At 58.7% G+C, this 21,173-nt stretch carries 19 protein-coding genes and 1 pseudogene; 11 read left to right on the top strand and 9 right to left on the bottom strand.

Translation table 11 applies throughout. The features are described 5' to 3' along the window. Nucleotides 1–322: 322 nt before the first annotated feature. Nucleotides 323–1,786 (top strand): glyceraldehyde-3-phosphate dehydrogenase, encoded by a 1,464-nt coding sequence (locus E3W21_RS21185; RefSeq protein WP_129442924.1) that lies wholly within the window; start codon nucleotides 323–325, stop codon nucleotides 1,784–1,786. Nucleotides 1,787–1,965: 179 nt separating this feature from the next. On the opposite strand, the gene E3W21_RS21180 is transcribed toward E3W21_RS21185, so the two are convergent. Next, nucleotides 1,966–3,264: an MFS transporter gene (locus tag E3W21_RS21180; protein ID WP_134421744.1), complete on the bottom strand. Its 1,299-nt coding sequence runs from the start codon at nucleotides 3,262–3,264 to the stop codon at nucleotides 1,966–1,968. A gap of 371 nt (nucleotides 3,265–3,635) precedes the next feature. On the opposite strand from E3W21_RS21180, the gene E3W21_RS21170 reads away from it, so the two are divergent. Then, nucleotides 3,636–4,673: an FAD:protein FMN transferase gene (locus tag E3W21_RS21170; RefSeq protein WP_134421743.1), complete on the top strand. Its 1,038-nt coding sequence runs from the start codon at nucleotides 3,636–3,638 to the stop codon at nucleotides 4,671–4,673. Nucleotides 4,674–4,880: 207 nt separating this feature from the next. Then, nucleotides 4,881–6,275: a Si-specific NAD(P)(+) transhydrogenase gene (sthA, locus tag E3W21_RS21165; RefSeq protein ID WP_129442932.1), complete on the top strand. Its 1,395-nt coding sequence runs from the start codon at nucleotides 4,881–4,883 to the stop codon at nucleotides 6,273–6,275. 42 nt (nucleotides 6,276–6,317) lie between these two features. On the opposite strand, the gene E3W21_RS21160 is transcribed toward sthA, so the two are convergent. Next, complete coding sequence (locus tag E3W21_RS21160) at nucleotides 6,318–7,040, bottom strand: glycerophosphodiester phosphodiesterase family protein (protein ID WP_056744312.1); 723 nt, start codon at nucleotides 7,038–7,040, stop codon at nucleotides 6,318–6,320. Between the two features lie 14 nt (nucleotides 7,041–7,054). Continuing rightward, a complete protein-coding gene (locus E3W21_RS21155) occupies nucleotides 7,055–7,636 on the bottom strand; it encodes a PilZ domain-containing protein (protein ID WP_134421742.1) in 582 nt (193 codons plus the stop codon). 94 nt (nucleotides 7,637–7,730) lie between these two features. Here E3W21_RS21155 and E3W21_RS21150 point away from each other — a divergent pair, with 94 nt between their 5' ends. From E3W21_RS21150 to E3W21_RS21140, 3 genes are all read left to right on the top strand, one after another. Further along, complete coding sequence (locus tag E3W21_RS21150; protein ID WP_134421741.1) at nucleotides 7,731–8,981, top strand: lipoprotein-releasing ABC transporter permease subunit; 1,251 nt, start codon at nucleotides 7,731–7,733, stop codon at nucleotides 8,979–8,981. A gap of 7 nt (nucleotides 8,982–8,988) precedes the next feature. Then, nucleotides 8,989–9,672: a lipoprotein-releasing ABC transporter ATP-binding protein LolD gene (gene lolD / locus E3W21_RS21145; RefSeq protein ID WP_165353274.1), complete on the top strand. Its 684-nt coding sequence runs from the start codon at nucleotides 8,989–8,991 to the stop codon at nucleotides 9,670–9,672. Nucleotides 9,673–9,736: 64 nt separating this feature from the next. Beyond that, complete coding sequence (locus E3W21_RS21140) at nucleotides 9,737–10,981, top strand: lipoprotein-releasing ABC transporter permease subunit (protein ID WP_095128737.1); 1,245 nt, start codon at nucleotides 9,737–9,739, stop codon at nucleotides 10,979–10,981. A gap of 139 nt (nucleotides 10,982–11,120) precedes the next feature. On the opposite strand, the gene E3W21_RS21135 is transcribed toward E3W21_RS21140, so the two are convergent. After that, nucleotides 11,121–12,470: a heavy metal sensor histidine kinase gene (locus E3W21_RS21135; protein ID WP_134421740.1), complete on the bottom strand. Its 1,350-nt coding sequence runs from the start codon at nucleotides 12,468–12,470 to the stop codon at nucleotides 11,121–11,123. After that, nucleotides 12,470–13,150 (bottom strand): heavy metal response regulator transcription factor, encoded by a 681-nt coding sequence (locus E3W21_RS21130; RefSeq protein WP_008151374.1) that lies wholly within the window; start codon nucleotides 13,148–13,150, stop codon nucleotides 12,470–12,472. Before E3W21_RS21130 ends, E3W21_RS21135 begins: the two co-directional genes overlap by 1 nt. 155 nt (nucleotides 13,151–13,305) lie before the next feature. Here E3W21_RS21130 and E3W21_RS21125 point away from each other — a divergent pair. Continuing rightward, nucleotides 13,306–13,827, top strand: a pseudogene (locus E3W21_RS21125) (plastocyanin/azurin family copper-binding protein). Between the two features lie 61 nt (nucleotides 13,828–13,888). Further along, nucleotides 13,889–14,719, top strand: coding sequence for an NADPH-dependent 7-cyano-7-deazaguanine reductase QueF (gene queF / locus E3W21_RS21120; RefSeq protein ID WP_027921667.1), 831 nt, complete (start codon nucleotides 13,889–13,891; stop codon nucleotides 14,717–14,719). Nucleotides 14,720–14,891: 172 nt separating this feature from the next. Here queF and E3W21_RS21110 read toward each other — a convergent pair whose 3' ends face one another. After that, on the bottom strand, nucleotides 14,892–15,155 hold the full coding sequence (locus E3W21_RS21110) for a DUF4404 family protein (RefSeq protein ID WP_129442940.1): 264 nt from the start codon (nucleotides 15,153–15,155) through the stop codon (nucleotides 14,892–14,894). Between the two features lie 110 nt (nucleotides 15,156–15,265). Next, nucleotides 15,266–15,886: an HAD family phosphatase gene (locus E3W21_RS21105; RefSeq protein WP_134421739.1), complete on the bottom strand. Its 621-nt coding sequence runs from the start codon at nucleotides 15,884–15,886 to the stop codon at nucleotides 15,266–15,268. Nucleotides 15,887–16,071: 185 nt separating this feature from the next. On the opposite strand from E3W21_RS21105, the gene E3W21_RS21100 reads away from it, so the two are divergent. The 3 genes from E3W21_RS21100 (at nucleotide 16,072) to rssC (ending at nucleotide 18,776) form a co-directional block, all read left to right on the top strand. Continuing rightward, nucleotides 16,072–16,761: a VacJ family lipoprotein gene (locus E3W21_RS21100; protein WP_129442944.1), complete on the top strand. Its 690-nt coding sequence runs from the start codon at nucleotides 16,072–16,074 to the stop codon at nucleotides 16,759–16,761. A 351-nt stretch (nucleotides 16,762–17,112) separates the two neighbouring features. Beyond that, the gene (gene rssB, locus E3W21_RS21095; RefSeq protein WP_134421738.1) at nucleotides 17,113–18,294 is read left to right on the top strand and encodes a two-component system response regulator RssB; all 1,182 of its coding nucleotides are present in this window, start codon (nucleotides 17,113–17,115) and stop codon (nucleotides 18,292–18,294) included. Further along, nucleotides 18,294–18,776 carry an anti-sigma factor antagonist RssC gene (gene rssC / locus E3W21_RS21090; RefSeq protein WP_007935262.1) on the top strand — a complete coding sequence of 161 codons (483 nt, stop codon included), beginning with the start codon at nucleotides 18,294–18,296 and terminating at the stop codon, nucleotides 18,774–18,776. Before rssB ends, rssC begins: the two co-directional genes overlap by 1 nt. Before the next feature lie 240 nt (nucleotides 18,777–19,016). Here rssC and tal read toward each other — a convergent pair whose 3' ends face one another. Both tal and dusA read right to left on the bottom strand, forming a co-directional pair. Beyond that, on the bottom strand, nucleotides 19,017–19,943 hold the full coding sequence (tal, locus tag E3W21_RS21085) for a transaldolase (protein WP_134421737.1): 927 nt from the start codon (nucleotides 19,941–19,943) through the stop codon (nucleotides 19,017–19,019). A gap of 178 nt (nucleotides 19,944–20,121) precedes the next feature. After that, nucleotides 20,122–21,117: a tRNA dihydrouridine(20/20a) synthase DusA gene (gene dusA / locus E3W21_RS21080; RefSeq protein ID WP_134421736.1), complete on the bottom strand. Its 996-nt coding sequence runs from the start codon at nucleotides 21,115–21,117 to the stop codon at nucleotides 20,122–20,124. Nucleotides 21,118–21,173 lie beyond the last annotated feature (56 nt).

The following is a 21,173-nucleotide window of genomic DNA, read 5'->3' as shown; positions in this document are numbered from 1 at the left end:
TAACGGTCCCGGGTGCCGCCTGTCAGTTGCAGACTGTGTCTATTACGCAGGTTGGGCGAAATGTAGTGGTAAAGACAAAATCGGCCCGTTTTTTAGTAAAAAAGACTGAATATGTAGTGGCAAAACGACCGAGTGTTACGGAGGGTTACAGACAAGACAGCGGTGTCTCCCAAAAAATGACTGCGCTGCAGGCCGCGTTTTCATTGGGCTTTAGCCGTGCGTCATTTTTTTTAAGAGGATTTTGTTACTGGCCGCGCGACAGGCGCGCATTGCTACGGGAGGCACTCGGCGGCATAATGTAGCCCCTTTTTTCTGCCCCTACATGTGGAAGGTTCCCGTGACTCAGAAGCCCGACCAGTGTCTTGGTGAATGGATCGACCGTGAAGCACTCGCAGAAGCGATGATTCCGCTTATCGGTCAGCTCTACCGCAATAACAACGTGGTGAGCTCGATCTATGGCCGCAGCCTGATCAATCGTTCAGTCATTGCGATTCTCAAAGCTCACCGCTTTGCTCGTCATCGTCAGTCCGATGACAGCGAATTGTCCGTCCACGAAACATTCCCGCTGCTCAAGGCAATGAGCGAGCTCAAGCTCGGCGCTGCTTCGGTAGACCTGGGCAAGCTTGCAGTCAAGTTCAAGGCTGAAGGCAATGGCCGCACTGCCGAGCAGTTCGTCCGTGAAGAACTGGCTGACGTCGTTGGTCAGCAAAATGTTTCCGCCCGCAAAGGCACCGACGTTGTTCTGTACGGCTTCGGTCGTATCGGCCGTCTGCTGGCGCGCATCCTGATCGAGAAAACCGGTGGCGGCGACGGCCTGCGTCTGCGCGCCATCGTTGTCCGCAAGGGCGCCGAGAACGATCTGGTCAAACGTGCCAGCCTGCTGCGTCGTGACTCGGTCCATGGTCCGTTCGATGGCACCATCACCATTGATGAAGCCAATAACACCATCACTGCTAACGGCAACCTGATCCAGGTTATCTACGCGAAAAACCCGACTGAAGTGGACTACACCCAGTACGGCATCAAAGACGCGCTGCTGGTGGACAACACCGGTGTATGGCGTGACGCCGACGGTCTGGGCCAGCACTTGGCTTGCCCGGGTATCGATCGCGTTGTTCTGACCGCGCCTGGCAAAGGCAAGCTGAAGAACATCGTTCACGGCATCAACCACGGTGAAATCACCGCTGATGACAAGATCGTTTCCGCAGCTTCCTGCACCACCAACGCCATCGTGCCGGTGCTCAAAGCAGTCAACGACAAGTTCGGCATCATCAACGGTCACGTTGAAACGGTTCACTCGTACACCAACGACCAGAACCTGATCGACAACTTCCACAAAGGCGATCGCCGTGGCCGTAGCGCCGCGTTGAACATGGTGATCACCGAGACCGGTGCTGCCACCGCTGCTGCCAAGGCGCTGCCTGAACTGGCCGGCAAACTGACCGGTAACGCGATCCGCGTTCCGACGCCTAACGTGTCGATGGCCATTCTCAACCTGAACCTTGAGAAGGCCGCCACCCGTGAAGAGATGAACGAGTACTTGCGCTACATGGCGCTGCACTCCGATCTGCATAAGCAAATCGACTACGTCAATTCGCAGGAAGTGGTATCCACCGACTTCGTTGGCTCGCGCCACGCAGGCGTGGTGGACGCTGAAGCAACCATCAGCCAAGACAACCGCGTTGTTCTGTACGTTTGGTACGACAACGAATTCGGTTACAGCTGCCAGGTGGTTCGCGTGATGGAAGACATGGCCGGTGTAAACCCGCCAACATTCCCGCGCTAAGCGTTAGCTGCACATGAAAACGCCCCGACTTTGGTCGGGGCGTTTTTGTTTGTGTGCGATAGGCCGGTTGGAGGTGTGTTGTTTGGGCCGGCCTCTTCGCGAGCAAGCCCGCTCCCACATTTGATCTGCGGCGCACGCAAATCCAATGTGGGAGCGGGCTTGCTCGCGAAAGCGATCTCTCAGGCACCGCCAACCACTGCTGCCTGCGCGGTCCGCAGTTCATGCCGATTGCCTTTGAACAACACCAGCGTCGCAATCAACCCCAATACCGCCGCACCACTGAGCCATATCCCTGGCGCAGCCTTGTTATCCAGCACGTGGATCAGGTACGTGCAGGCCGCGGGGGTAAACCCACCGAACGTTGCAGTCGCCAGGCTGTAGGCCAAGGAGAAACCGGTTGTACGAACTTCTACCGGCATGATCTCGGTCAGGGCTACCACCATGGCGCCGTTATACGAGCCATACAGGAACGACAGCCACAACTCGACGATCAGCAAGTGGCTGAAGCTCGGGTTCGCTACCAGCCATGACAGGGCAGGGTAGGCGGTGAGGATCGCCAGAATCGTCGCCGTCAGCAGCAAGGGTTTGCGTCCAATCCTGTCGGACACAGAACCCATGGCCGGTAGCCAGAAGAAGTTCGACAGACCAATGCACACCGTCACCAGCAACGCGTCCAGGTCCGACAAATGCAGTTCGGCTTTGCCAAAGGTCGGGGTGTAGGCGGTGATCAGGTAGAACGACACAGTGGTCATCACCACCAACGCCATGCCGGCGATGACGATACCAAAGTTCTGACTGATCGAGCGGACGACGTCCCGCAGGGTAGGGCGGTGTTTACGCGTCTGGAATTCCGGTGTTTCCTCCAGTGAGCGGCGAATCACGAAGATCACCGGTACGATCATGCAGCCGATCAGAAACGGCATACGCCAGCCCCAATCACCCATTTGTTCCGGGCTCAGCCAGTGGTTCAAACCAACACCCAGCAGGCCGGCGAATACCACCGCGGCTTGCTGACTGGCGGACTGCCAACTGACGAAAAAACCTTTGCGACCCGGTGTGGAAATCTCGGCGAGGTACACCGACACACCGCCCAGTTCCACACCGGCCGAGAAGCCTTGTAGCAAACGGCCGAACAGCACGATCAGCGGCGCTGCAACGCCCAATGTGGCGTAACCCGGCACACAAGCAATCAATACCGTACCGGCAGCCATCATCGCGAGGGTGATGATCAGCCCTTTGCGTCGACCATGGCGGTCGATATAGGCACCGAGGAAAATCGCCCCCAATGGGCGCATCAGGAAGCCGGCCCCGAAGGTGGCCAGCGATAACATCAGGGAGGCGAACGCGCTATCGGCAGGGAAGAAGGTTTTGGCAATGGCCGTGGCGTAAAAGCCGTAGACCATAAAGTCGAACATCTCGAGAAAGTTGCCGCTGACAACGCGAAAAATCGCTTTGCCTTTGCCCGTATTCGTGGACATTTGAACGTACTCACTGCTGGCTGTCTTGTCGCAAATCCCTGGTTTAGACGCGTCCTCGCCGCCGCCCATAAGGACAGACTCCGTCGGCGGACAGACTTGTAACAATATGTGTGCGGATATCGATAGGCAACAACTAATTAGCTTGCTGCTTAAACGATATAGCCATTACGCGGTATGAATCGCGGACTGGAGCGAACTAGCAGGCATGGGCAAACGCAGATTAAATGTGGGAGCGGGCTTGCTCGCGAAGGCGGTGTGGCAGTCAATATCATTGTCGACTGACACACTGCCTTCGCGAGCAAGTCGGATCGCCGCACCGCCGCTCCCACACTTCTACCGCATAATGGCGAGCCTTGGCGTTGTGTCAGGGAATGCCTGGGGGAGGGTGGGGATTGTTGAATAGGTGGCAAGGCGTTTTAATTTTTCTGTTCGGCGTCCTTTCAGGCTGCGGAAACAGCGATTCCATGGAAAGCTTCGGCGGCCCGACCATGGGCAGCACGTATTCGATCAAGTACCTGCGCCATGCCGGGCTTCCCGCCCCGACCGAGGTCCGTGTTCAGGTCGAAAAAATCCTCGCTGACGTCGATCAACAACTGTCGACCTACCGCAGCGACTCGGACATCGAGCGCTTCAACGATCTACCCGCCAACCGCTGTCAGAAAATGCCCGCGCCGATCCTCAAACTGGTGCGTGTCGGTGAGCGTCTGTCGGAACAAAGCGAAGGTTCCTTCGACCTGACGGTGGAGCCGCTGCTCAATCTCTGGGGATTCGGCCCGCAGGCTCGTAATGAGAAAGCCCCCTCGGCCCAGGTGTTGGCCGAAGTCAGGCAGCGAGTCGGTTACCAGCACCTGCGTATCGACGGCGATCAGCTGTGCAAGGACGCTGCGGTCGAGGTCGACTTCAACAGCATCGCCGCCGGCTACGCAGTCGACACGATTGCCGCAAAACTCGAAGCAATGGGCATCCACAACTACCTCGCCGAAGCCACCGGCGAACTCAAGGCTGCCGGCAAAAAACTCGACGGTTCACCGTGGCGCGTCGCCCTGGAAGAGCCCCGCGACGACCAGCAAGTGGCCGAGCGCATCATCGCCGTCGACGGCTATGGCGTTTCCACTTCCGGCGACTACCGCAACTATTTCGAGCAGGACGGTCGGCGTTATTCCCACACCTTCGATGCCCGCACCGGGGCGCCGGTCCTACACACCCTGGCGTCAGTCACGGTGATTCATCCTTCAGCGTTGATGGCCGATGGCTTATCGACGCTGTTGCTGATTCTGGGTCCCGAAAGGGGTTGGGACTATGCCCAAACGCATGACATCGGTGCATTCTTTGTGATTCGTGCCGATACAGGATTCGTCACACGAACCACGCAGGCTTTTGAACGCCTGAGTGGCGGAAAAACCGAGTGATCGCAGCGATTCAAGCAGCAAAGACTGGCGTTGTAGTGCAGGCAAAAGTAGCCTACGACGCGACCAAGGGTTAATGTGCGCGGCGTTGACGCTTATATAGACTGTGTCCGGGTTCTGCACTGGCCCCAAATTGTTCCTTCACGCCGCAGATCGGCGTGATTTAGCCGCAGGTGCCGAGGGCGCCGCGGCCTGTTCTGAGGAGTATGCATGGCTGTCTACAACTACGACGTGGTGGTGCTGGGTTCCGGCCCGGCGGGAGAAGGCGCGGCAATGAACGCCGCCAAAGCAGGGCGCAAGGTGGCGATGGTCGATAGCCGTCGCCAGGTCGGCGGCAACTGCACCCACCTGGGCACCATCCCGTCCAAGGCACTGCGTCACTCGGTCCGGCAGATCATGCAGTTCAACACCAACCCGATGTTCCGGGCCATTGGTGAGCCACGGTGGTTCTCGTTCCCGGACGTGTTGAAAAGCGCCGAAAAAGTCATCTCCAAACAAGTCGCATCGCGCACCGGCTACTACGCTCGTAACCGCGTCGACGTGTTCTTCGGCACCGGCAGCTTCGCTGATGAGCAAACCATTGAAGTGGTCTGCGCCAACGGTGTTGTGGAGAAGCTTGTTGCCAAGCACATCATCATCGCCACCGGTTCGCGTCCGTATCGTCCGGCGGACATCGATTTCCACCACCCGCGTATCTACGATAGCGACACCATCCTCAGCCTCGGCCACACCCCGCGCAAACTCATCGTTTACGGCGCCGGCGTGATCGGTTGTGAGTACGCGTCGATCTTCAGCGGTCTGGGTGTACTGGTTGAACTGGTGGACAACCGCGGTCAGTTGCTGAGCTTCCTCGACTCGGAAATTTCCCAGGCCCTGAGCTATCACTTCAGCAACAACAACATCACGGTTCGCCATAACGAAGACTACGACCGCGTCGAAGGCGTGGACAACGGCGTGATCCTGCACCTCAAGTCCGGCAAGAAGATCAAGGCCGACGCCTTGCTCTGGTGCAACGGCCGTACCGGCAACACTGATCAGTTGGGTCTGGAAAACATCGGCGTGAAGGTCAACAGCCGTGGTCAGATCGAAGTGGACGAGGCCTACCGTACCTGCAAGCCGAACATCTACGGCGCCGGTGACGTGATTGGTTGGCCGAGCCTGGCCAGTGCTGCTCACGACCAGGGTCGTTCGGCCGCTGGCAGCATCGTTGACAACCATAGCTGGCGCTTCGTCAACGACGTGCCAACCGGCATCTACACCATTCCGGAGATCAGCTCGATCGGCAAGAACGAGCAGGAGCTGACTCAGGCCAAGGTGCCGTACGAAGTGGGCAAGGCGTTCTTCAAGGGCATGGCGCGTGCACAGATCGCCGGCGAGCCTCAGGGCATGCTGAAGATTCTGTTCCACCGCGAAACCCTGGAAGTGCTGGGTGTTCACTGCTTCGGTTATCAGGCGTCGGAGATCGTTCACATTGGTCAGGCGATCATGAACCAGCCGGGCGAACTGAACACGCTGAAGTACTTCGTCAACACGACGTTCAACTACCCGACCATGGCCGAAGCCTATCGGGTAGCGGCGTACGATGGCCTCAACCGGCTTTTTTGAGCGGCTCCGGCCGGTGGCCTGAGCCGGCCGGGGAGACCGATTTCAGCAATTCTCGAGCGTGGCGCTGGCCAAACCGGGAAAGTCTGTAATCAGGCTGTCAACGCCGAAGTCGGCGAGTCTGCGCATTAGCGCGGGCTCGTTGACTGTCCATACCGACACATGCAGCCCCTGGCGCTGCGCCTTCTGCAGGCGTTCCGGCGTACACAGGGTCCAGTTCAGCGCCAGAATCTCACAGCCATAGCTTTGCGCGACCTTTAGCGGGTCGAGCCAGGCGTACTCGGCCACCAGTCCGCGGGACACATCCGGCACGAAGTCCAGCGCAGCTTTCAATACTTCCCGCGAACTCGAGGTGATCGTGACCTTGTCGAGCAGGCCGAAACGCTGAGCCATTTCGCGAATCGCCAGCACGGTAGTCGCAGCGCGGGTGCGCGAAGCGCTTTTGACTTCCAGTTGCCAGTGCTCGAAATCGCATTTCTCGAATAGTTCTTCCAGTGTTGGAATCGGGCACGGTTTGATCCAGCCTGGTCCGCCAGTGCGCGCGTCGTAGGTCACCAGCTCGGCCGCCGTGTGCTCGACGACTTTGCCGCGACGGTCGGTGGTGCGCTTGAGCGTCGGGTCGTGGATGACCATCAACTCGCCGTCCATGGAGAGGTGCAGGTCCAGTTCGCAGCGGCGCACGCCGTGCTTGAGGCATTGCTGAAAACTGGTCAGCGTATTTTCCGGTGCTTCGCCCTTGGCGCCGCGATGGCCGTAGATGAGAGTCACGGTTCTTCCTTAAATTAAATGCCTGATTCGTTTTGTTCGCGGGCCAGGCGTCGTTCCTGGGCCTGCTTCTGCAAAATGTAGCGGGCCAGCAATTGGCGCTGGGCATCGGTCGGGTATTCGAACTCGGTGCCGACGTCGTAGCCGTCGCCTTTGCGATCGCAATGGGTGACCCGGGCTCGCAGCAAAAGGCCGAGGGCTTGCGGCATCAGCACCAGTTTGACCGACAGGTGCGCGTCCTCGGCAATGGGCGTCGGATGCTGAAATTCGATCCCGCCTTCGGAAATGATCACCGGCTGCGGCTCGCCGATCTGCCCGAGTACGGTGATTGCGATCACCTGGCTCAGCAAATCGATGCGTTTATTCTGGGATTTCAGGAATGCGGCGAGATTCCGGTCGCGCTCACTGATCTGGCGCAACAGGTGCTGTGACTCGAATTCGCTCAGGTGCAGCTCGCTGAGCAAGTTGAACAGTGGGGAAGCATCCTGCAACACATCCTGGCCTGCGGCTTCGGGTGCGGACAGGGGCCGAATTTCCAGTGCGATCGTGTCCTCGATACGGTAGTATTCGCGGCGATCTTCTTCATCTAATGTCGACATGGCGAACCCATGGTAGCGGCGGTGGTCTGAGTGTAAAGCTGGTTATCGACCCCCGCCACAAGGACGTTCCTTTTCCCTCCGAACAAGCCCCGACATGTTCAGACCTCTCTTCGTATTTATTGGCACGCGTTATACCCGTGCAAAGCGTCGCAATCATTTTGTGTCATTCATTTCCCTGACCTCGATGATCGGACTCGCCCTTGGCGTGGTCGTGATGATCGTGGTGCTGTCGGTCATGAACGGCTTCGATCATGAGATGCGCACCCGCGTGCTGGGCATGGTGCCCCACGCGACCATCGAGTCCGGTGAACCGATCAGCGACTGGCAAAGCCTGGCCGCCAAGGTCAAGCAGAACCCGCAGGTGACGGCCGTTGCGCCGTTTACGCAGATGCAGGGTTTGCTGACCAACAACGGCAAAGTCTCCAAGGTCCTGCTCAATGCCATCGACCCTGCGCTGGAACGGCAGGTCTCGATCATTGATAACTTCATGCAGCAGGGCAAACTCGACGACCTGGCGCCGGGCAGTTTCGGCATCGTCATCGGTGACAAGGCCGCGGCCAAGCTGGGTGCGGCGATCGGCGACAAACTGACGTTTGTGGCGCCGGAAGTCACCGTGACCCCGGCCGGGATGTTCCCGCGCATGAAACGCTTTACCGTGGTCGGCATCTTCCATGTCGGCGCCGGTGAACTGGACGGCTATCTGGGCATCACCAATCTTCAGGATCTGGCCAAGCTGCATCGCTGGAAACCGGATCAGGTCCAGGGCATCCGCCTGAAGTTCGACGACCTGTTCCAGGCGCCACGCGTCGCGTGGACCATCGCGCAGCAACTCGGCGAAGACCATTTCTATGCCCGCGACTGGACACGCACCCACGGCAATCTGTATCAGGCGATCCGCATGGAAAAAGCCATGATCGGTTTGCTGTTGCTGCTGATCGTCGCCGTTGCTGCATTCAATATTATTTCCACGCTGGTGATGGTGGTGAACGACAAGAAGGGCGACATCGCGATTCTGCGTACCCTTGGCGCCACACCGGGTTCGATCATGGCGATCTTCATGGTGCAGGGCACCGTCATTGGTGTGGTCGGGACGCTGATCGGCGCCGTGGTCGGGATCTTCGCCGCGCAGAACGTCAGCGCCGCGATATCGGCCCTCGAAGGTCTGATCGGGCACAAATTCCTCAACGCCGACGTGTACTTCATCGATTACCTGCCGTCGCAAGTGCAGAGCCAGGATGTGTTGATGGTCTGCGCCGCCGCGTTGGTCCTGAGTTTCCTCGCCACCCTGTATCCAGCCTGGCGTGCCGCGCGCACCCAGCCTGCGGAGGCGCTACGTTATGAGTGAGTTGGGCATGAGTGATAAAGCAATCTTGAGCTGCCGCGACCTGGGCAAATCCTACGAGGAAGGCCCGGAATCGGTAGAGGTTCTGGCCGGTCTGCAGCTGGAGCTGCATCCGGGTGAGCGCGTGGCGATTGTCGGTACGTCGGGCTCGGGCAAAAGTACCTTGCTCAACCTGCTGGGCGGCCTCGATACGCCGACCAAGGGCAGCGTCTGGCTGGCCGGTGAAGAGCTGTCGGCGCTGAACGAAAAGGCTCGCGGTTTGCTGCGCAATCGGTCGCTGGGTTTCGTTTACCAGTTCCACCACTTGCTGCCTGAGTTCACCGCGCTGGAAAACGTCTGCATGCCGCTGCTGATCGGCAAGACGGCTATCCCGCAAGCGCGTCAGCGTGCGACGGCATTGCTGGAGCGGGTAGGGCTGGGGCATCGCCTGGAACACAAACCGGCCGAATTGTCCGGTGGTGAACGTCAGCGTGTGGCCATCGCCCGCGCCCTGGTGAACAACCCAGGCCTGGTGATGCTCGACGAGCCGACCGGTAACCTCGACTCCCACACCGCCCAGGGCATTCAGGATTTGATGCTGGAACTCAGCACTTCGATGCGCACGGCGTTCCTGGTGGTGACTCACGACATGAACCTGGCTCGCCAGATGGATCGCGTCCTGCATTTGCAGGAAGGTTACCTGACGCCCATCTGATTGGCCGAAACCCGGCGTACTGAACAGTACGTCGGGTCTTTTATTTTTATACGGTGCCCAGCGAATGTTCAGACCGTTATCGATCTTTATCGGCGCGCGCTATACCCGCGCCAAGCGCCGCAATCGCTTTGTTTCCTTCATCTCGATGACCTCGATGATCGGCCTCGCCCTGGGCGTGCTGGCGATGATCGTGGTGTTGTCGGTCATGAACGGTTTCCAGCGTGAAATGAGCTCGCGCATCCTCGGCATGGTGCCTCACGCGACTATCGTCGGCGTGAACCCGATCGACGATTGGCAGCCCGTCGCTGCGGCGGCCATGAAGAATCCTGAAGTGACGGCCGCCGTGCCGTTCACCGAGATGGAAGGCATGCTGTCCTACAAGGGGACGATGCAGCCGATCCAGGTCAGCGGCGTTGATCCGGCGCTGGAAGGCAAGGTGTCGATCGTCGCCCAGCACATTGTTCAGGGGCGTCTCGATGCCTTGAAGCCGGGTGAGTTCGGCGTGGTGATCGGCGAGATCACGGCACGTCGCTTCCGCTTGAACGTCGGCGACAAGATCACCCTGATCGTGCCGGAAGTCAGCACTGCACCGGGCGGCATCACCCCGCGCATGCAGCGGTTGAACGTGGTCGGCGTGTTCAAGGTCGGCGCCGAACTGGACGGCTCCATGGCGCTGATCCACGTGGCCGATGCCGCGCAGATGCAGCACTGGGCGCCGAATCAGGTGCAAAGCGTGCGCCTGGCGGTGAAGGATTTGTACGCTGCGCCGAAGGTTTCCAGTGATATTGCTGGCGGGCTGGGCACCGCTTACAAGGCTGATGACTGGACCCACACGCAGGGCAGTCTGTTCAGTGCGATGAAGATGGAAAAAACCATGATTGGCCTGCTGCTGTTGATGATCGTCGCCGTGGCGGCGTTCAACATCATCGCAACCCTGATCATGGTGGTGAACGACAAGGGCGCGGACATCGCGATCCTGCGTACCATCGGCGCCACGCCGCGGCAGATCATGGCGATCTTCATGGTGCAGGGCACCGTGATCGGGGTTGTCGGTACGTTGATTGGTGGTGTGCTCGGCGTGATTGCGGCGCTGAACGTCAGTGAGCTGGTGGGCTGGATGGAGCGGGTCAGCGGGCAGCACATCTTCAGTTCCGACGTGTACTTCGTCAGTAACTTACCGTCCGAACTGCAGGGTGCGGATGTGGTGTTGATCTGCTCCGCCGGGTTCATTCTGAGCTTCCTCGCCACCGTTTACCCGGCATGGCGTGCGGCGAAAGTCGAGCCGGCTACCGCGTTGCGGTATTCGTAGTCTGATAGGCCGCTTTCGTCGGAACGCCGCCCGGAGCAAGCCCGCTCCCACATTTGACCGAGTTGAGCCACACATTCGTGAACGACTCAAATCCAATGTGGGGGCGGGCTTGCTCGCGAAGGGGCCAGTCCTGCTGGCCTCAATCTCCCTTGGGCAACTCAATCACAAACCGCGTCCACCCGTTATCCGATTCACAGCGAATCTGCCCGCCATGGGCGCGGATGATCGATTGAGTGATCGCCAATCCCAGCCCCGCATGTTCACTACTGCCTTCCTGGCGTGCCGGATCAGCCCGGTAGAAGCGATCAAATAAACGCGGCAGCAACGCCCCGTCAATTCCGTCGCCGCAGTTCTCGACCGTCAGACTCAATCCCTTAGGCTGATCAATAATCCGCACCCGAACCTCGCCTTCGACCGGCGTAAACCGCAACGCATTGTCCAGCAAATTGGAAAGCGCCCTACGCAACATGCTGCGATCGCCCTCCATGCGCGCACTGCCTTCACGACTCAACCTGACCTGAGCGTCCTCCGCCAACGGCGCAAAAAACTCCAGCAATAAATCCGCTTCTTCAGCCAGCTCCAGCGGTTCGCGCTTGGGCATCAACAATCCGTGGTCAGCCTTGGCCAGGTACAACATGTCGTTGACCAGTTGCGCCATCCATTGCAGTTCTTCGAGGTTGCTGTGCAGTGCTTCTCGGTAATCCTCGATGGGGCGTGGGCGGGTGAGGGTGACTTGGGTATGGGTCAGCAGGTTCGACAACGGCGTGCGCAATTCATGGGCGATGTCGGCGGAGAAGGCCGAGAGCCGCTGAAAAGAGTCGTCGAGGCGTCTGAGCATGGCATTGAAGTTGTGGGCCATTTCCGCGAGTTCTGGCGGCATATTTTCTTCGGGCAAGCGGGCATTGAGCGACTGCGCTGAAACGCCACTGGCAACCGCACTCATGCGCCGCAACGGCCGCAACCCACTGCGCGCGGCCCAGGCACCGAGCAGGGCAGTGGCCAGTGCTGACAAACCGACCGTCGGCCAGATAAGGTGCTGCATGCGTTGCAGAAAGTGCTGGTGATGGGTGATGTCCAGCAGCAAGGTCAACTGCGGCGAGTCAGGTTTGTCGAGGTACAACGGAGCGTTGAGGACGCGGTAGTCCGTACCTTCGCTGCTCACCGTGGACAAGCCAGGTTGGGTCGGCAATGCCTGAGGCAGGTGCGTTGAGCTGTCATACCAGCGCTTGCCGTCGCTACCGGTGATCCGCAGCGACAGATCGGCCTGTCGGCTCAATTCATCGGCCAGTTTGACTTCGCTTTCACTCGACTGAATGTCATGAAGTGCCCGACGCAAACCAATCAACTTGCCGTCCAGCAACTGTTGATCGAGTTCAACGAAATGCGCTTCACTGGCCCGGCTGAACAACACCCCGGCAAACAGCGACACCACGGCGGTGCACGCCGCAAACAGCAGCGCCAGTCGACTGCTTAACGAAAGTCGACGCATCAGGCGGGGCGCTCTTCAAGGACGTAACCCATGCCACGCACGGTGTGAATCAACTTGTTCGGGAATTCATCGTCGATCTTCAGGCGCAAACGACGGATCGCCACTTCGATGACATTGGTGTCACTGTCGAAATTCATGTCCCAGACCTGGGAAGCGATCAACGACTTGGGCAGGACTTCGCCTTGCCTGCGCAGGAGCATTTCCAGCAGGGCGAATTCCTTGGCCGTCAGGTCGATGCGTTGACCGCTGCGTTCGACCCGGCGGCGGATCAGGTCCAGACGTAAGTCCGCCAGTTGCAGGCTGGTTTCCTGAGGTGTGGCGTTACCACGGCGCAACAGGCTGCGGACCCGGGCCAACAGTTCGGAGAAGGCGAACGGTTTGACCAGGTAGTCGTCGGCGCCCAGTTCGAGGCCGTGGACTCTGTCCTCCACCGCGTCGCGTGCTGTCAGAAACAGTACCGGCGTGTCGAGACCGGCACCGCGCACCGCTTGCAGAATCTGCCAGCCATCGCGACCGGGCAACATCACATCGAGGATCAACAGGGCGTAATCGCCGGTCAGCGCCAGTTGCTGGCCGGTGCTGCCGTCCGCCACCAGTTCAGTGTTGAAACCGGCCTCGGTCAGGCCCTGGCGCAGGTAGTGGCCAGTTTTCGGTTGGTCTTCGACGATCAGCAGTTTCATGGGCGACTCGAGGCAAATGGAACGAACGCTTTATACCGTGGGCAGCGTTAATACAGGTCAACCTGACAAAGTTGTAATCTGGCTGTCAGGTTGCGGGCAGTCGCAGTAGTTTAGAGTTTTCCACAGGCTGAACCTTATCTTGTTGGAGTACGACTATGTTTTTGCGCAATTCACTGGTGCGCGTCGCGTGTTTGCTGGCGCTGAGCTCGCCAGCGTGGGCTGCCCCGGCACATACCTACGACTTCGGCTAACCGGCCCCGGCGGCAAAGGCGACTCGCAGCGTTGAAGTCGTCATGGGCGACATGTCGTTCACGCCCAAGGCGATTGATATCAAGGCCGGTGAGACGGTTCGTTTTGTGTTGGTGAATAAAGGGCAGTTGTTGCACGAATTCAACCTCGGTGATGCGGCAATGCACGCCAAACATCAGCAGGAAATGATGAAGATGCAGCAGAACGGCATGCTGACGCCTACAGGTATGAAGGAAATGGACCACGGCGCAACGGCCGGTATGGATCACGGCATGAAGCACGACGACCCTAACAGCGTGCTCGTAGAACCGGGTAAAACCGCCGAGCTGACCTGGACCTTCACCAAGGCCACAAACCTGGAATTTGCCTGCAACATCCCCGGTCATTACCAGGCTGGCATGGTCGGCAAGTTGACTGTCAGTCAGTAAGCACTCAAAGGCGGGAGCAAAGGCTGGTAGAATCCGCTGATTCTTCAGTCAGGTTTCCGCCATGCATCCCGCAGCCGAACACTCGCCGCTGGGCAAATCCAGCGAATACATCGCCACCTACACGCCGTCCTTGCTGTTCCCGATCCCGCGCACCGCGAAATGGGCCGAGCTGGGCCTGACGGCTGAAACCCTGCCGTACAAGGGCGTGGATTTCTGGAATTGCTTCGAGCTGTCGTGGCTGTTGCCGTCCGGCAAACCAGTGGTGGCCATTGGTGAATTCAGTATCCCGGCGGATTCGCCGAATATCATCGAATCGAAGTCGTTCAAGCTGTACCTCAATTCCCTGAACCAGACACCGTTTGCCGACACCGCGAGCCTTGAGGCGACGTTGGCGAAAGACCTGTCGGCTGCTGCCGGTAAACCGGTCGGCGTGCGGATTCGCAGCCTGAAGGACGTCGAGGCCGAAGGCGTCGTGGCGTTGCCGGGCGTGTGCATAGATGATCTGGACATCAGCGTCAGCAACTATGAGCATCCGCGTCCGGAACTGCTGCGTTGCGATGAATCACGCATCGTGGAGGAGAGCGTGCACAGCCATTTGCTCAAATCCAACTGCCCGGTCACCAGTCAGCCGGACTGGGGCAGCGTGGCGGTGGAATACCGTGGCGCGGCACTGGATCACGCGAGTTTGCTGGAATACATCGTGAGCTTCCGTCAGCACTCCGACTTCCACGAGCAGTGCGTGGAGCGGATTTTTCTCGACCTGCAACGGTTGTTGAAACCGGAGAAATTGACGGTGTATGCGCGGTATGTGCGGCGCGGTGGGTTGGACATCAACCCGTATCGCAGTACTGAAACCGTTCAACTGCCAAACCACCGTCTGGTCCGTCAATAAATAACCCCTGTGGGAGCGGGCTTGCTCGCGAAGGGGCCGTTACATTCAACATCAATGGTGACTGACACTCCGCCTTCGCGAGCAAGCCCGCTCCCACAGGGGATCGCATTTCAAATTGCAGATATGAAAAAGCCCCGCTATCACTAGCGGGGCTTTTTTGTATTCAGCGGGTTCAGATCCCCATGTTGGCCAGGGCTTGCACGATGTTGCGCAAGGTGCCAGCAAGGGTTGGATGTTCGATTTCGAAACGCTCGACGGCCAGGTTCACATTGTCGGAGAGGCTGGAGTCCTGGGTTTTGGTTTCCAGCTCAATTTCCAGTTCGATTTGTTGCATCAGCGCGTGCAGGTCTTCGCGCTCGGCTTCGGTCAGCGGTGGATTCTGTTCCAATTGCTCGCGCAGAGTATTGAGCTGTTGTTGCAGTTCGCGGGCAGGCATGGCGTTCTTCCTTTTATCGATAGGCACTGGCATAGACCGCAGCAGCACGCCAAAGGTCTATGGCTTGACCTTTAGATTAATCCACTCGCGCGCAACCTGCATGATCTCGATCAGGGCTTTTCGCCCTTGAGCCGGCGCAGGCTGATGTCGGCCAGGCAGGTGTCGAGTTCACCGAGGTGATCGATCACCGAATGCACACCCAGACCGAACAGTTGCATCGTTGCCTTGCCGCGTTTGAATTCCCGTTCCTGCTGAGTCAGCGCCTGCCATTCGTTGGGCGCCAGGCCGCAGAGTGAGCCGCAGGACGCCAGCCCAATCGTCCACAAACCGGCATTGAGCCCCGCTTGCAGCAATCGCGGTTCGCCGCTGACCAGCACGCAACCCTCCAGTCGTTCAACATTCAACGTCATCAAGGCTTGCCAGCAGGCGTGCGGTGCCGGCCATGGATTGTTTGTTTCGGGGTGTTGCGAGGGTTTGATCCATGAAGGCAAGGCAGCGGCCAGGGAATGGCTGAGGGCAGGGGGGAGTTCATCGAGCCAGGCACAGGGAATCTGCTGATGCTGCAAGCTGCGCAGGCTATCCAGCGCGCCGGGCGTGGCCTCGGCGTGCATGGCAGAGGGGATGCCGTGTGCACGTGTGCGGGCACCGAAATCCACCAGGCAACCACTGAGGCCGAACAGTACGGCGGTCAGGTTGGGCGCAATGTGGGGCAAGGTTTCGGCGTGCGGCATATCAACGTCCCTGAAATAGCCTCAAGGCTAGGGGGCGACGGTGACAGTTGAGTGACACTGATGTGAATCGCTCACAATCATCACGAATGATCCGCAAGCTGCCTAAAGCGGCTTTTCCGTCTTATACTAGCCCGCTTAACGCTTGGGCCAAGCGCCCGCGCCAGTACAATCCAAGGAGTTTTTCTATGCGCTGGAGCAATCATCTAGCTCAGTTTTGTGTGTTTACCAGCGTATTGCTGGTTCCGTTCGTTGCCCAGGCAGCCTCGGAAGACGACCCTTGGGAAAGCATCAACCGCCCGATCTACAAGTTCAACGATGTGCTCGACACGTATGCGCTGAAGCCTTTGGCCCAGGGCTATCAGTTCGTGACGCCGCAGTTCCTTGAAGACGGCATCCACAACATGTTCCGCAACGTCGGTGAAGTCACCAACCTTGCCAACGATATTTTGCAGGCCAAACCGGCCGCCGCTGGCGTCGACACCGCACGCTTGATTTTCAACACCACTTTCGGCCTGCTGGGCTTCTTTGATGTGGGCACCAAGATGGGCCTGCAACGCAATGACGAAGACTTCGGCCAGACCCTCGGCTACTGGGGTGTAGGCAGCGGCCCTTACGTGATGCTGCCGCTTCTGGGCCCAAGCACCTTGCGTGACGCGCCGTCCAAGTATGTCGACGGCTACACCGGCCCGTACCCTTACATCAACGACGTGCCCGTGCGTAACTCGATCTTCGGCCTGAACATCATCGACACCCGCGCCAACCTGCTGTCGAGCGAGAAGCTGATCACCGGCGACAAGTACACCTTCATCCGCAATGCGTACTTGCAGAACCGCGAATTCAAAGTCAAAGACGGCCAGGTCGAAGACGATTTTTGATCTCGACCGGTAAAACGAAGAAGGCGGCCAGTGGGCCGCCTTCTTTCGTTTGGCTTCCGGGGCGGTTTGACTGATGGATTCGAACCTTCCATTACGTTACGGTTTTGCCGGTTCTTATAACTCCCGGTGATTTGAAATGGAAAGACGTCAAGCGACCATCGGCGTGAGCTTGAAACGCCCCGCGGATGGGAGTACCGTCTGCGCCTTAGAAGGGCACCTCTGGTGTACCTGTGTGTAGGGCAAATGCTCGAAAACAGTGCAGTAGAGAGGCTAGAAAGCGAATCCAGTAGTGTGAGCCGGGACAAAGCCCCTGCCTGCTACGCCAACCTAATTCTGGCGCCGTTTGCCCACATGCCAAAAACCAGTGCCACGCTGCTGATAATCGATGATGACGAAGTAGTGCGCGCGAGCCTCGCCGCCTATTTGGAAGACAGTGGTTTCAGCGTCTTGCAGGCCAGCAATGGCCAGCAGGGTCTTCAGGTATTCGAGCAAGACAAGCCCGACTTGGTCATCTGCGATCTGCGCATGCCACAGATGGGCGGACTCGAACTCATTCGCCAGGTCACCGAGCTGTCGCCACAAACCCCGGTGATCGTGGTTTCGGGCGCCGGCGTGATGAACGACGCGGTCGAGGCCCTGCGCCTGGGCGCGGCGGACTACCTGATCAAGCCTCTCGAAGATCTGGCTGTGCTCGAGCACTCTGTGCGCCGGGCCCTGGATCGTGCGCGCCTGCTGCTGGAAAACCAGCGCTACCGCGAGAAGCTGGAAAAGGCCAACCGCGAGCTCGCCGCCAGCCTGAACCTGCTCCAGGAAGACCAGAACGCCGGTCGCCAGGTGCAGATGAACATGCTGCCGGTCAGTCCCTGGACCATCAACGAGTTCCAGTTTGCTCACCAGATCATTCCGTCGCTGTACCTGTCGGGTGATTTCGTCGACTACTTTCGGGTCGACGAGCGTCGGGTAGCCTTCTACCTGGCGGACGTTTCCGGTCATGGCGCCTCTTCAGCCTTCGTTACCGTGTTGCTGAAGTTCATGACCACGCGCTTGCTGTTCGAGTCCAAGCGCAGCGGTACATTGCCGGAATTCAAGCCTTCAGAGGTTCTTGGTCATATCAACCGAGGCCTGATCAGTTGTAAGCTGGGTAAACACGTCACAATGGTCGGTGGAGTCATCGACGAGGAGACAGGTTTGTTGACCTATAGCATCGGCGGTCATTTGCCGTTGCCTGTGTTGTACACGCCAGACAGTGTTTGTTATCTGGAAGGGCGTGGTCTGCCGGTGGGCCTCTTCAATGAAGCCACCTACGAAGACCACGTACTGGAGCTGCCGTCGACGTTCAGCCTGACGCTGATGTCCGATGGCATTCTGGACCTTTTGCCAGAACCTACACTCAAAGAAAAAGAAGCGGCTTTGCCCCAACGGGTCAAGGCAGCGGGCGGCAGCCTGGATGGTCTGCGGCAGGTTTTTGGATTGGCCACGCTAGGGGAGATGCCGGATGATATCGCCCTGTTGGTGTTGAGCAGGAATCTTTAATGAGTACCGGTAGAATCCAGTTCGCCGAGCAGGATGGCACCTTCGTCCTGAAGTTCGTCGGTGAAGTTCGCCTGACCCTGTGCTCGGCGTTGGATGCGACTATTGAGCGGATCTTCACGGCGTTGAACTTCAACGCGATCGTGATCGACCTGACCGAAACCCGCAGCATCGACAGCACCACCCTTGGCCTTTTGGCCAAGCTGTCGATCCTGTCGCGGCAAAAGGTCGGCTTGCTGCCGACCGTCGTCACCACCCACGAAGACATCACCCGTCTGCTGCAGTCCATGGGCTTCGAGCAAGTGTTCAACATCGTTGACCGCCCGATCCCGTGCCCTGAGTGCCTGACCGACCTGCCAGACCAGGATCAGTCCGAAGAAGTGGTGCGGATCAAAGTGCTTGAAGCGCACAAGATCCTCATGGGGTTGAACGACTCCAATCGTGAAGCGTTTCATGATCTGGTGAATGCGCTCGAGCGTCACTGATCACCTGAAAGTGATGTGGGCCTTACAGGCCCTATCGCAGGCAAGCCAGCTCCCACATAACCTCAGTCGTAAACACTATCGCGATCCATCACAAATCCCCTGTGGGAGCGGGCTTGCCCGCGATGGCGCCATAACAAGCACCACATCCTTCAGTGCGAAGCCCATCCAATACCCAAATTCAACGCATAAAAAAGGGCGAACCCATTAAGGTTCGCCCTTTTTGCATTGCCTTGAACTAGATCACAGCTTGGCTTGCAACAGCGCCTCAAGCTTTTCCTGGTCGCGAGCGAACTGACGAATACCTTCAGCCAGTTTCTCGGTCGCCATCGCATCCTCGTTGGACAACCAACGGTACTGCGCTTCATTCAAGTTCAAACGAGCTTCACCGGCATGACCCGGGGCTAATTTGCGCTCCAGCTTGCCAGTATCCGCCGCCAGCTTATCAATCAGATCCGGGCTGATGGTCAGGCGATCGCAACCGGCCAGCTGCTCGATCTGATTCAGGTTACGAAAGCTCGCGCCCATGACCACAGTCTTGTAGTCATTGGCCTTGTAGTAGTTGTAGATGCGCGTCACCGACTGCACGCCCGGATCATCCGCGCCGGTGTAGTCGTTGCCGTTGGCTTTCTTGTACCAGTCGTAGATGCGACCCACGAACGGCGAAATCAGGAATACCCCGGCGTCAGCACACGCTGCAGCCTGAGCGAACGAGAACAGCAACGTCAGGTTGCACTGAATGCCTTCTTTTTCCAGGATTTCGGCAGCGCGGATGCCTTCCCAGGTGGAAGCGATCTTGATCAGCACGCGGTCACGGCCAATACCGGCCTTGTCGTACAGTTCGATCAGACGGTGCGCACGCTTCAATACGGCGTCAGTGTCGAACGACAGGCGCGCATCCACTTCAGTGGAAATGCGGCCAGGGATCACTTTCAGGATTTCTTGCCCTACCGCAACGCCAAAACGGTCGCTGGCCAGGCCCACATCGCCCTTGCAGTCGCTGACGCAAGCGTTCAGCAACTCGGCATAACCGGGAATGGCCGCCGCTTTGAGCAGCAGGGAAGGGTTGGTGGTAGCGTCCACGGGTTTAACGCGAGCGATAGCTTCGAAGTCGCCGGTGTCGGCAACTACGGTGGTCATTTGTTTGAGTTGTTCCAGCTTGGAAGTCATGGGCGTGCTCTGTCCTATGGGTCTAATGACATTACCCGAGCGCTGACAGCCACTCAAGGGTGCGTGTACGTATCGAGGGCCCCAGCGGCAACATCCGGAAAACGGCTGTTTGAAAGGCGGGGCGCGGTATCGGTAAATACGATGCCAAATCAGACCACAGGTTCAACCCAAGCGACCGTTAACGCCCCTCAAGCAACTCCGCCGCCTGGTCCAGCAACACCAAAGGCTCTTTTGCCTTGTGAATATCCACCGACAACAACTGCCGAAACTTGCGCGCCCCCGGAAACCCGGTGCCCAGTCCCAGCACATGCCGAGTGATGTGGTGCATCGAGCCGCCCGCATCGATATGCGCGGCTATATAAGGCCGCAACTGCGCCAGAGCCTCGGCCCGGCTGATCACCGGCGCCGTGCTACCGAACAGTTGCTGATCCACCTCAGCCATCACATAAGGGTTGTGATAGGCCTCACGACCCAACATCACGCCGTCGAACGTCTGCAAATGCTCGTGACAGGCTTCCAGCGTCTTGATCCCGCCGTTGAGAATAATCTCCAACTCCGGAAAATCCGTCTTCAACCGCGCCGCCACGTCATAACGCAGAGGCGGAATATCGCGGTTCTCCTTCGGCGACAACCCCTCCAGAATCGCAATCCGCGCATGCACCGTAAAACTCGTGCACCCGGCATCCCGAACCGTGCCGACGAAATCACACAACTCCTCATAACTGTCCCGCCCATTAATCCCGATCCGATGCTTCACCGTCACCGGAATCGACACCGCATCCCGCATCGCCTTCACACAATCAGCCACCAACTGCGGATTCCCCATCAGGCACGCACCGATCATATTGTTCTGCACCCGATCACTCGGGCAGCCGACATTCAGATTCACCTCGTCGTAACCGTGCTCCTGCGCCATGCGTGCACACATCGCCAGATCCAGCGGCACACTGCCGCCGAGTTGCAGGGCGAGCGGGTGTTCGGCTTCGTTGTGACGCAGGAAGCGGTCGTGATCGCCGTTGAGCAGCGCGCCGGTGGTGACCATTTCGGTGTAGAGGAGGGCGTGCTTGGAGAGCAGGCGCAGGAAAAAACGGCAATGGCGGTCGGTCCAATCCATCATCGGGGCGACGGAGAAGCGGCGGGAGAGCGGGGCGGGTGTGGCGGTGATTGGGGGCATTGGCGGTTCTGAGATGGGTGGGGCTGGGAGGTGGGGAGTTTATCAGGATTGGGGTT

The organism is Pseudomonas sp. F01002, assembly GCF_004402115.1.
In the GTDB taxonomy this organism is placed as follows: Bacteria; Pseudomonadota; Gammaproteobacteria; order Pseudomonadales; family Pseudomonadaceae; genus Aquipseudomonas; species Aquipseudomonas frigoris.
This window is presented reverse-complemented; position numbering and strand designations above follow the sequence as displayed.

What these genes read in the sequence shown, in the direction of transcription:
- E3W21_RS21185 (WP_129442924.1), top strand. Translation starts at nt 323, where the DNA reads ATGTGGAAGGTTCCCGTGACTCAGAAGCCCGACCAGTGTCTTGGTGAA.
- E3W21_RS21180 (WP_134421744.1), bottom strand. Translation starts at nt 3,264, where the DNA reads ATGTCCACGAATACGGGCAAAGGCAAAGCGATTTTTCGCGTTGTCAGC.
- E3W21_RS21170 (WP_134421743.1), top strand. Translation starts at nt 3,636, where the DNA reads ATGCCTGGGGGAGGGTGGGGATTGTTGAATAGGTGGCAAGGCGTTTTA.
- sthA (WP_129442932.1), top strand. Translation starts at nt 4,881, where the DNA reads ATGGCTGTCTACAACTACGACGTGGTGGTGCTGGGTTCCGGCCCGGCG.
- E3W21_RS21155 (WP_134421742.1), bottom strand. Translation starts at nt 7,636, where the DNA reads ATGTCGACATTAGATGAAGAAGATCGCCGCGAATACTACCGTATCGAG.
- E3W21_RS21150 (WP_134421741.1), top strand. Translation starts at nt 7,731, where the DNA reads ATGTTCAGACCTCTCTTCGTATTTATTGGCACGCGTTATACCCGTGCA.
- lolD (WP_165353274.1), top strand. Translation starts at nt 8,989, where the DNA reads ATGAGTGATAAAGCAATCTTGAGCTGCCGCGACCTGGGCAAATCCTAC.
- E3W21_RS21140 (WP_095128737.1), top strand. Translation starts at nt 9,737, where the DNA reads ATGTTCAGACCGTTATCGATCTTTATCGGCGCGCGCTATACCCGCGCC.
- E3W21_RS21135 (WP_134421740.1), bottom strand. Translation starts at nt 12,470, where the DNA reads ATGCGTCGACTTTCGTTAAGCAGTCGACTGGCGCTGCTGTTTGCGGCG.
- E3W21_RS21130 (WP_008151374.1), bottom strand. Translation starts at nt 13,150, where the DNA reads ATGAAACTGCTGATCGTCGAAGACCAACCGAAAACTGGCCACTACCTG.
- queF (WP_027921667.1), top strand. Translation starts at nt 13,889, where the DNA reads ATGCATCCCGCAGCCGAACACTCGCCGCTGGGCAAATCCAGCGAATAC.
- E3W21_RS21110 (WP_129442940.1), bottom strand. Translation starts at nt 15,155, where the DNA reads ATGCCTGCCCGCGAACTGCAACAACAGCTCAATACTCTGCGCGAGCAA.
- E3W21_RS21105 (WP_134421739.1), bottom strand. Translation starts at nt 15,886, where the DNA reads ATGCCGCACGCCGAAACCTTGCCCCACATTGCGCCCAACCTGACCGCC.
- E3W21_RS21100 (WP_129442944.1), top strand. Translation starts at nt 16,072, where the DNA reads ATGCGCTGGAGCAATCATCTAGCTCAGTTTTGTGTGTTTACCAGCGTA.
- rssB (WP_134421738.1), top strand. Translation starts at nt 17,113, where the DNA reads ATGCCAAAAACCAGTGCCACGCTGCTGATAATCGATGATGACGAAGTA.
- rssC (WP_007935262.1), top strand. Translation starts at nt 18,294, where the DNA reads ATGAGTACCGGTAGAATCCAGTTCGCCGAGCAGGATGGCACCTTCGTC.
- tal (WP_134421737.1), bottom strand. Translation starts at nt 19,943, where the DNA reads ATGACTTCCAAGCTGGAACAACTCAAACAAATGACCACCGTAGTTGCC.
- dusA (WP_134421736.1), bottom strand. Translation starts at nt 21,117, where the DNA reads ATGCCCCCAATCACCGCCACACCCGCCCCGCTCTCCCGCCGCTTCTCC.